The sequence below is a fragment of the Streptomyces sp. B1866 genome (genome assembly GCF_031932565.1).
GTDB lineage: Bacteria > Actinomycetota > Actinomycetes > Streptomycetales > Streptomycetaceae > Streptomyces.
This window is the reverse complement of the sequence record NZ_JAVSCF010000240.1, coordinates 1-9,848: the sequence shown is the minus strand read 5'-3', so window position 1 is coordinate 9,848 and position 9,848 is coordinate 1. Positions and strand designations below refer to the sequence as shown.

General features: G+C 76.0%; 5 protein-coding genes and 1 pseudogene. 1 reads left to right on the top strand and 5 read right to left on the bottom strand.

Going from position 1 to position 9,848, the window contains the following annotated elements; translation table 11 throughout:
- Window positions 1-1,247, bottom strand: a 1,247-nt coding sequence (locus RKE29_RS24135) for a Xaa-Pro aminopeptidase (protein WP_312007715.1), incomplete at its 3' end; no start/stop codon positions are given.
- 369 nt (window positions 1,248-1,616) lie between these two features.
- Entirely contained in the window at window positions 1,617-3,089 is a 1,473-nt protein-coding gene (locus RKE29_RS24130; protein ID WP_312007714.1) for a PP2C family protein-serine/threonine phosphatase, read from the bottom strand.
- A gap of 1,063 nt (window positions 3,090-4,152) precedes the next feature.
- Between RKE29_RS24130 and RKE29_RS24125 the strand changes: the two genes are divergently transcribed.
- A complete protein-coding gene (locus RKE29_RS24125) occupies window positions 4,153-4,872 on the top strand; it encodes a bifunctional DNA primase/polymerase (protein WP_312007713.1) in 720 nt (239 codons plus the stop codon).
- Window positions 4,873-6,277: 1,405 nt separating this feature from the next.
- Here the strand turns inward: RKE29_RS24125 and RKE29_RS24120 are convergent.
- The 3 genes and pseudogenes from RKE29_RS24120 to RKE29_RS24110 form a co-directional block, all read right to left on the bottom strand.
- On the bottom strand, window positions 6,278-7,300 hold the full coding sequence (locus RKE29_RS24120; RefSeq protein WP_312007712.1) for a DUF5926 family protein: 1,023 nt from the start codon (window positions 7,298-7,300) through the stop codon (window positions 6,278-6,280).
- A 298-nt stretch (window positions 7,301-7,598) separates the two neighbouring features.
- A pseudogene (locus RKE29_RS24115) lies at window positions 7,599-8,337 on the bottom strand (ATP-binding protein).
- An 87-nt stretch (window positions 8,338-8,424) separates the two neighbouring features.
- Window positions 8,425-9,249 carry a glycerophosphodiester phosphodiesterase gene (locus tag RKE29_RS24110; protein WP_312007710.1) on the bottom strand — a complete coding sequence of 275 codons (825 nt, stop codon included), beginning with the start codon at window positions 9,247-9,249 and terminating at the stop codon, window positions 8,425-8,427.
- Between the last annotated feature and the right edge of the window lie 599 nt (window positions 9,250-9,848).

The window sequence follows — 9,848 nt, the reverse complement described above, 5'->3', positions numbered from 1 at the left end:
AGGTCGTCCGGCTGGAAGTACAGGCCCGGCTCGACCGTCAGGCACATGCCGGGCTCCAGGGTGCCGTCCGCATACGACTCGCGGCGGGCCACGGCGCAGTCGTGCACGTCCATGCCGAGCATGTGGCCGGTGCCGTGCAGGGTCCAGCGGCGCTGGAGGCCCAGTTCCAGCACGCGCTCGACCGGGCCGTCGACCAGGCCCCACTCGACCAGGCGGGCGGCGAGGACCCGCTGGGCGGCCTGGTGGAAGTCGCGGTACTTCGCACCCGGGCGCACCGCCGCGAGGGCGGCCGCCTGCGCGTCGTACACCGCGTCGTAGACCTTCCGCTGGACCGCGCTGAAGGTGCCGTCGATCGGCAGGGTGCGGGTGATGTCGGCCGTGTAGAGGGTGCGGGCCTCCACGCCGGCGTCGAGCAGGAGCAGGTCGCCCGCGCGTACGGGGCCGTCGTTGCGCACCCAGTGCAGGGTGGTGGCGTGCGGGCCCGCGGCGCAGATGGAGCCGTAGCCGACGTCGTTGCCCTCGACGCGGGCGCGCAGGAAGAACGTCCCCTCGATGTACCGCTCGGAGGTGGCCTCCGCCCGGTCCAGGACCCGGACGACGTCCTCGAAGCCGCGGATGGTCGCGTCCACCGCCGACTGGAGCTCGGCGATCTCGAACTCGTCCTTGATCAGGCGCTGCTCGCTGAGGAAGACCCGCAGCTCCTCGTCACGCTCGGCGGTGACCTTGTCGGCGAGCGCCGCCTCGATCCCCGCGTCGTGGCCGCGCACCACGCGCACCGGGCCGGTGGCGGCCTTCAGCTGCTCGGCGACCTCCCGTACGTCCCGGCAGGGCAGCCCGTACAGCCGCTCGCTCTCGGTGAGGCTGTGGCGGCGGCCGACCCACAGCTCGCCCTGGCCGTCGAGCCAGAACTCGCCGTTCTCCCGGTTGGAGCGCGGCAGGAGGTAGAGCGTCGCCTCGTGGCCGCCCGCGGGGACCGGCTCCAGGACGAGGACGCCGTCCTCGGTCTGGTCGCCGGTGAGGTACGCGTACTCGGTCGCGGCCCGGAAGGGGTAGTCCGTGTCGTTGGACCGGCGGCGGAGGTTGCCCGCCGGGACCACCAGGCGCTCGCCGGGGAAGCGCGCGGACAGGGCGGCGCGGCGGCGGGCGGTGTGGCCTGCCTGCGGAACGGGCTGGAGGTCGTGCCGCTCGGTGTCGGCCCAGCCGTGCTTCATGGACTCGGCCAGCTCGTCGGAGAGGTCCGGGTCCAGTCCGTTCTTCCGCCTCTTGACCGGGGGCTGCTCGGAGGCGGGCTGGCCGGTGGCCTCTTCGGGCTCCTCGGCCGCCGCGGGCCGCTGGTCGGACGGCTTCAGGCGCTCGGGCTCGGCGGTGGGCTCCTCGGTCAACGTCATCCTCCTCGAAATCGCCCTCCTCCATCGTAGGCGCGGGGAGGACGCGGCCGGGAGACCCGCCGCGCGTGCGTGGGCGGGCGGGCCCGCCTCGTCGGGCCGGGGGCTTGCCCGGCCGCGCGTGGGTCCGTGCGGCGGTCCGTGCGTGGGTCCGTGCTTCGGGGCGTTTCGTGTGCGCCGGTTCGTACGGGCTGGGTTGTGTGTCTTCGTTCGTGCGCTTCGGGGCGTACGTCAGTCGAAACGTGCCGCCAGCAGGACGATGTCCTCTTCCGGTGCCTCCGGGTGAAGCGTGCGCAGCAGGTGGTCCGCGACGCGGTCCGGGTCGCCGCGCACCGGGCCGGGCAGGCCGGCCGCCGCCGCGCGCAGCCGCTCGTAGGCGTGGTCCGTCGACGCGGTGGTGCGGTGCGGCGGGCCGCCGTGGTGGAGCAGGCCGCTGTTATAGAGGAGGAGCGTTTCTCCGGGGGCCGGCGCGATCTCGACGCTGGGCGCCTCCCAGCACGACAGCATGCCGAGCGGCGCGGACAGCGACGTCTCCACGAACTCCGCGCGCCGCGCGCCGATCAGCAGCGGCGGGCAGTGCCCGGCCCCGGCCAGCACCACCTTGCGCGGGGCCGGTCCGCCGGGCTCGCAGTAGGCGAACAGGGCCGTCGCGCAGCGCGCGGGCTCGGTCAGCCGCAGCATCAGCTCCAGGTCGGACAGGACGGCGACGGGGTCCTCGCCCTCGATCACGGCGTACGCGCGCAGGGCCGACCGCAGCCGCCCCATCGCGGCCACGGCGCGCGGCCCGGCCCCGTTGACGCCGCCGACGGCCAGGCCGAACGTGCCGTCCGGCAGCGGCAGCGCGTCGTACCAGTGGCCGCCACCGTGCGATCCGGCGCGGTGGCGTACGGCGAGGCGTACGCCCGGGACGGCCGGCATGCGGGTCGTCAGCAGCTCGCGGCCGACGGTGGCGAGGGCGGCGCGGGCGCGGGTGAGTTCGAGGACGCGGGCCAGGTGGGCGGAGGCGTAGCGGCAGTACAGGGCCACCAGGCGGCGCTGGCGCTCGGCGGGCTGGGCGGGCTCGTCGTACAGCCAGGTGGCGGCGCCGAGCCGGTCGCGGTGGGCGGACCCGGCCGCCGGGGAGCGGGGCGGGCGCCGCGGGTGGGGGTGGGGGGACGGGGGCGGGCAGAGCGGGACGGCGTAGCTGGCGGCGTAGCCGACGCGCGCGGCCACCTCGCGGTGACGGGGGTCGAGGCCGTCCTCGTGCGCGATGTCGGCGTGCGCGACGTGCGGGGCGGAGGGGGCGTACGGGGCCGGGGGGCCGGGCGGGCCGGCGGGCGCCGGTGCTCCGCCGTGCGGGCCGTTGAGCGGGGTGAGCGGGGTGATCGAGGTGAGCGGGGTGAGCGGGGTGGCCGGGGCGGGCGCGGCGGGTCGCGGGTGCTCCGGCGGGTGGCTGGGCGACTCCTCGAACAGCCGTCCGGCCGCGGCCGACGCCGGCGGGATCGTCTCCATGTGGCCGACGTCGGCGCGGCACAGGCCGAGGGTGACCGTGGTGACCGGGCCGAGCCCGTCGGCCGGTTCCAGGGCGACGAGGCCGCGCCGGGCGCCCACGAGCGCCGCCCCGGCGCGCACCACCTCGTTCAGAGCCTCGTCCAGGGTGCCGGTGTGCGCCAGGCGCTCCGTGAACGCGCTGAGGGCGGCGAGGTCGGCGGCCCAGGCGGCCAGGTGGTCCTCGGCGGACCGCTCGGCTTCTTCTGCTCCGCCCGCTCCGACCGCTCCGCCCGCTCCGCCCGCTCCGCCCGCTCCGCCCGCTCCGCCCGCTTCGTCGGCGGCTGGGCTCTGGGAGGCGGGGTCCGGGTCGGCCGTTTCCGCGTCGGCCGCGTCGGTGGTCTCGGAAAGGTCCGCCTCGGGCTGTCCAGACTGTTCGGGCTGTCCGGCCGGCGGGCGGTCCGGACCAGCCGGTCGGTCCGCACCGTCCGGTCGGTCTGGTTCTGACGCGGCTTCAGGAGAGTCCGGGGCGCGCTCGGGGTGCTCGGTGTCCTCAGCCGTACGCGGGGCGTCGTCCGGCGTCGAGGGCGGCGTCGAGGAAGGGGTCGAGGGTGGGTGGGAGGAGTGGCCGACAGTCTCCCCGGGGGCGTCGGCAGATGAATCGAATCCGGCCACTTTTGGCAGGCGGGGTGCGCTCATGTCCGGCCGCCCTCGTGTGCGGCGTCCGGCTTCCTCAAGAGCATCGCGAACCCCCTGTCGTGCTGCGCCGCTACCGTGCCGCTCCTGACTCCACATGTATCGCCGCGACGAGGCGATGTCCAGCATCGTTGCGGTGGGGTTGTCGGCTCTGTAACCATTCTCTGGTTGGCTGAAAACATGCCAAGCAGCCGCCCGTTTGAGGTCGAATGACGTCATTCGGCGGCGCGTCGGATCCACTGCGGGGGGTATCTCTTCGGAGAGGGGTACGGGTAGGTGGGATCACCCGGAACCCCGTGGCCGGTCCCGACGTCATAGTCGGCGACGGCCGCGCCCACCCTCGGTGGCGTGGGGACGCACCATGGAGCGGGCAAGGCGCCGCGGGGCGCGCCACCCCTCGCCACCCCTCGCCACGTTCCACGCTCGGCCAGCGGCGTGATGCGCTGCTTCGTACGCGCAGTGACCTGCGGCCCACCCGGCGTGACGGGCGAACAATGCCGCACAGCACCACGTAATGCCATGTGAAGTGCCATGTAGTGCGAAGTCGTGTGATGGGTATACAGCTCACGGCGTTAACCTCGTTAACGGAAAGGAACGGGCGCTCATGCGCGAGATCGTGGGAAGCCGACGCAAGTTCTCGCTGTGGCGCGGCACGAGGCAGCCGCTGCTCCGCGCGGCGCTTGCCTTCGCCACCGAGTGGCAGTGGCCCGTACTCCCCGGCGTCGGTCTGCAGCCCGGGCGGGCGCGCGGGCGGCTGGCCGCGCCACCACTGCGCGAGCTGGCTGGATACGGTCGGCAGCGCGCGTGCGGCTGCCCGCACCCCGACTGCGTGGTGCCGGGCGGCCACCCCTTCGACCCGGGTCTGCTGGCGGCCAGCACCGACCCGCGCATGGTCCGCTGGTGGTGGGCGAACCGGCCGGCCGCGCCCGTCATCCTGGCCACCGGCGGGCGGGCGCCCTGCGCGGTGAGCCTGCCCGCGGTCGTGGGCGCGCGGGCGCTCGCGACGTTCGACCGGTTCGGCGTGCGTACCGGCCCGGTGGTCGCCACGCCCACCCGCTGGTCGCTGCTGGTGGCTCCGTACTCGCTGGAGGAGCTGGGCGAGCTGCTGAACCGTCAGGCCTGGGTGCCCAGCTCCCTGCGCTTCCACGGCGACGGCGGCTACGTGGCGCTGCCTCCCTCGCAGACCGGCGCGGGCCGGGTGTGCTGGGAGCGCGCGCCGCAGCGGCGCGGCGGGGCGCCGTGGCTGCCGGAGGTGGCCACCGTGCTCGACGCGCTGGTCGAGGCGAGCACCTGCGCGCCGGACGGCAGTCGGCTCGCGTACTGACGCCCGGAGACGGGCGGCGGGGGGCTCGTCCGCCGGGTACGGGGGCGTACGGCAGGTCGGCAGGCCCGGGCAGGTCTGACGAGTGCGCTTGGCCGCGCGCTGCGGCGGGACGCGGCGTGGGTGGCGGCGGGTGGCGGCGGGTGGCGAATCCGCGGGCGCCGGACGGCGGGTGGCGGACCGGGCTTCGGGGAGCGCGGACCGCAGCCAGGGGCCGCGGGCTGGGGATCGCGGGCCGGGGCCGTGGGGCGTCGGCCGCGCGGCGCTCGTGTTCTCGTGCCCCTTGTGGCGCCCCTCGTGCCGGGCCCGTCACTCGTACGGCTACCGCCCTTCGGGAGACCTGTCCGGCGCCGGACGCCAAGCCGCCCGAGAATTCACGTATCAGGTATTATGTTCGGATAGTCGTCACGCGTTCCGGCGAGTACCAGGTGGGTCCCATGGCGCCTGCGTTCCAGCGAGGTCCGGCGCATCTCCGGGTGGTCGCGCTCGCGAGCGCGGCGGCGCTCGCCGCCGCCCTGGCACTCGCCGCGGCGACCGAAGGGCACATGGGCGGCCGTTCGCCGGGGGAGCGCGGGACGTCGCCGGTGCCGCCCCAGGACGGTCGCTCGCGGGAGTTCGCGGACCAGCCGCTGAGCCCGGCCTCGGGCCGCTCGGCCGGCCGGACGTTCGTACCGCCGGTAGCGCCGGTGCCGCCGGTAGCGCCGATCTCGCCGGTGCCGCCCGTACGGTCGGCGCCGCCCGTTCCGCCGGTGTCGGACGTACCGCCCGTGCCGCATGTACCGCGGGTACCGCCCGCGCCGCCCGCGCCGCCGGGGGCCGTGGTGTCTCCGGTGCCGGTCGTCCCGTCGTCCGCGCCGGGAGCGTCCGCCGCGCCGTCCGCCGCGTCGGCGGCTTCCGTCGCAGAGACCTCCGCGAGTCCCTGACGGGCCGTCTGAAGGCCTGTCCGGCGTCCCGGGCGCCCATCCGGGGCCGCGTACGGGGCCGAAGGCCCACGGCGGGGCTCAGCGGCTCGCGCGCGGCGGTCCCGCAGCCCGTACGGGAGCGGTCCGGAAGGAGCGGCCCGGATCCGGGTGGGCCGTGGCGGCCGTACGGAGCGGGCCGCCCGCCGCGCGTGGAGTGCTCCGGGGCTCGTGCCCGGCCGCCCTCGGACCCGAGCCGGGCGCTCCGCGGCCGTCCGGGTCCGGGCGCCCTCCGCGGCCGTTCGCGGCCGTCCGGGTCCGGGCACAGAAGCGCCCGGTCGCTGGCGACGGGGGATGCACCAGCGACCGGGCTCTTGGAAACCGTAACAAGAGATCGGCGGTCTGCAAATTCGATCGCGGAATTCCGGACGCCTGATTACGGGCTGAAGCGGGTGACTGTGAGCAGTCTCACGTCCATGGGGCCCTCCGCGGCCCCCGTTCGGCCCCTTCTAGCTGAGTGTCACCTGACGGTTGGTGAGGCCGCCCCGGGCGCGCCGCTGTTCGGCGGTCAGCGGCGCGTCGACGGCCAACGCCTCGCCCAGCCGCTCGGCGAAGACCGCCGCGGGCTTCTCGGTCTCCTCCGCGCTCATCGCGCTCGGCAGGTCCCACACCGGCACCGTCAGCCCGTGGGCCCGGAAGGAGCCGACCAGGCGGGTTCCCTCGCCGAGCGAGGACGCGCCCGCCGCGTGCAGCCGCGCCAGGGCGTCCAGCAGCCGCTCCTCCGGGTGCGGCATCACCCAGCGCAGGTGGTTGCGGTCGGGCGGGGCGCACCAGTACGCGGCCTCGACGCCGGTGAGCCGGGCCGTGGGGACCGCGGCGGCGTTCGCCCGCTCCAGGGACGCGGCGACCTCGCCCGTGGCGCTCGCGGCGTCCTCCAGCCAGAACTCGAAGCCCTCGTGCACAGTCGGCGTGAAAGGCGCGGTCGGGTCCAGCAGGTCCTGTAGGCGCGGGCCCTCGGCGGACGGGCCCGCGGCCGGGACCGGCGTGCCGGGCTCGGCGGTCAGCGCGCGCCGCAGGACGTCCGCGAGGTCGCGGCTGACGTCGCCGGACGCGGTGTCGTTCTGCAGGCCCAGCAGGACCGCCCCGCTGTCGCGGCGCAGCGCGGGCCAGGCCATCGGCAGCACGGTCGCCAGGGTCAGCGACGGCACGCCCTCGGGCAGCCCGTCCCGCGGCCGCAGCTCGGCGGTCGCGGCCGGGACCAGCTCGCGCAGCGCCACCCAGTCGCACTCGCCCGGCAGCCCCTCGAAGGGCCGCCGGACCAGCTCCGTGGCCGCCTGGACGGCGGTACGGCCGTGGCAGGCCTTGTAGCGGCGGCCGGAGCCGCAGGGGCACGGCTCGCGCGCGCCGACGGCCGGCACCGCCCCGCCCGCGGCCGGGTCGGCGCCCAGCCGCGGCGGCGCGGTCCGGGGCGCGGTCGTGGTCCCCTTGGTGCCTCTGGTCGCCTTCGTCGGGGGGCGGCGCTTCTTTGCCATGGCGTGGCGGTCTCCCGGTCGGTGCGGCTCGTGCCGGCCCGGAGCGGCCCGGCTGCGGTTCGAGGCGGCTCCGTACGCGCTCGTACGGGCGCGCGGGGCACGGCACTGGACCCGCACGGGCCCGCTCGGCCGTGCGACGTGGACTGGTACGGGCGGGAAGCCTAGCCCTTTGGCCGAAACCATGCGGGAATCCCGCGGCCCTCGCGGCGGCGCGTCGCCGCGCGGCGGGGCGGACGGTGGCACGCGCGGGGTGCGGGGACTCTCGCCGGGCCCTGGAGCCGGGCCCTGGAGCCGGGCCCTAGAAGGGCTCGTCGAGGTCGGCGAGGGACGGCTCGGGGTCGAACACGGGCGCCAGACCCCCGGCGAGCCCCGGGGAGAACGGCGGCACGGCGTCGGCCGCCCCGGCGCCCGGGACCCCGCCGCCCGGAGCCGCCCCGGCCCCCAGCGGCGCCCCGGCACCCAGCGCGAGACCGGGGCCGGAGGCGACGCGCGTAGCGAACTCGTCACAGGCCGCGGCCAGTACGGCCCACACGGTCACCTCGCCGGGCTCGTACCGCACGCCCCAGTTCTCGGCGAGGGCGGTGATGATGGTGAGGCCGCGGCCGCCGCGCGCGGTGACGGACGGCGTGGCCGGAACGGGCCGCGTCGGGCCGCCGCCGTCGGTCACCTCGACCGTCAGCCGGGCCTCCGCGTCCACCCGCCAGGCCGCGCGGACCGTGCCCGCGTCGTCCGCGCACACGTCGGGGCCCAGCCCGGACGCCTGGCCGGACGCCTGGCCGGAACCGAGCGGACGGCCGTGCCGCCACGCGTTGCCGAGCAGCTCGGAGAGGACCAGGACCGCGTCGTCCACGATCGAGTCCGGCAGGCCGGTCCCGAGCAGATGCCCGCGCATCCAGTGCCGTGCCGCGCCGACGCCGGCGGGACCATGGACCACGGCCATGGTCGACGCCGTCGGCACCCGCTGTGCCACCACCCACGCCACCCCCGAGATCCTCCTTTGCCCCACGCCACGGGCAGGATGCCCCGGTGAAGTGCATAGGAAACCGGCCAATTACCACCCGGTGACGTACTCGACATCCAGGGGCGCGTCCCGAACGCGCCGGTGCACTCCTTGTAATGCCCCACTATGAGCGGCCGAGTTGTGACAACACCTGCTTGGGACGGTTCGTGATGACCGCATCGACTCCGAGCCGGGCGCAAAGCTCCACGTCAGCGGGGTCGTCCACGGTCCACACGTGCACCTCGTGGCCCGCGCGGTGCAATCGGGCCACGTAGCCGGGGTTGCCGCGTACGATCCGGATGCTCGGCCCGGCGATGCGGACGCCCTCGGGCAGGTGCCCGTCCCGGTGGCGCGGCATGAGGAACTGCATCAGGTAGACGGCCGGCACGGCGGGCGCCTCGGTCCGTACGCGCTGGAGTGAGCGGGCGGAGAAGCTCATCACCCGCACGCGCGGGAGCTCACCGGGCGGCGGCGCGTCCAGCCCGTAGCGGCGCAGCAGCGCCACCAGCCGCTCCTCCACCCGTCCGGCCCAGCGGGTGGGGTGCTTGGTCTCGACGGCCAGCTCGACGCGGCGGGGAGCGTCGGCGACCAGGGCGAGGAGGCTGTCGAGGGTGAGGACGGCGGTGCTGTCGCGGTCGGGCTCCTCGGTGTCGGTGAACCGTCCCTTCCACGATCCGAAGTCGAGGGCGGCGAGGTCGGACAGTTCGAGGGAGGAGACCGCGCCCCGGCCGTTGGAGGTCCGGTCGACGCGGCGGTCGTGCACGCACACGAGGTGGCCGTCCGCGGTCAGCCGCACATCGCACTCCAGCGCGTCGGCGCCGTGCTCGATCGCGCGGCGGTAGGCGGCGAGCGTGTGTTCGGGCGCCTCCTCGGAGGCCCCGCGGTGGGCGACGACGGAGACGGCGGGAGGGCCGGGGCTGGTGCTCCGGGCCGGGTGCGCGGAGGTCACCGGGTCATGGTGCCACCACCGGGCGCGATCGGGTGAGGCCTGAAACGAGATCGCGGCGCCGCTGACACGCCGGGAAGCGCGCCGCGGCGCCCCGCGGCGCGCTTCCCGGCGCGCGGATACGGGCATCGGACGGGCCGACGGTGGAACCCGGCCGCGGACGTCTCCACGACCGGCACCCGGGCGACCGGCCCACCCGGACAACCGGCCCACCCGGGCCACCGGGACGACCAGGAGGACCGGGACCCGGCCCGGCGCGGCGCTGGTGGTTTGTCCTGGAATAAAGGATGGCGGGCGGGGTGGCCGCCGCTCCTTACGGTGGTCTGACGCGCTCTGGGAAAGGCTTTGCCGAAGACGGTTGCGGACGATGCATGCGGAAGATGACGGAACCTTTGTACGCGTGGGCCGTCACCCGGAATGTCGTGCACATGAGGAGAGAGCTGTGAGCACCGAGAACGAGGCCACCGGCGTTCCGCCCGCGGACGGGCCGCGTCCTGGCACTCCGGCGTCGCACCCCGGCCCCGCCCCCGCGACGCCGCCCGTACCGGCGGCGCCCTCCGGGCCGCCCACGGCCGGGCCCGGCGCGCCCGTGCCGCCGGCCG

What these genes read in the sequence shown, in the direction of transcription:
- RKE29_RS24120 (WP_312007712.1), bottom strand. Translation starts at nt 7,300, where the DNA reads ATGGCAAAGAAGCGCCGCCCCCCGACGAAGGCGACCAGAGGCACCAAG.
- RKE29_RS24125 (WP_312007713.1), top strand. Translation starts at nt 4,153, where the DNA reads ATGCGCGAGATCGTGGGAAGCCGACGCAAGTTCTCGCTGTGGCGCGGC.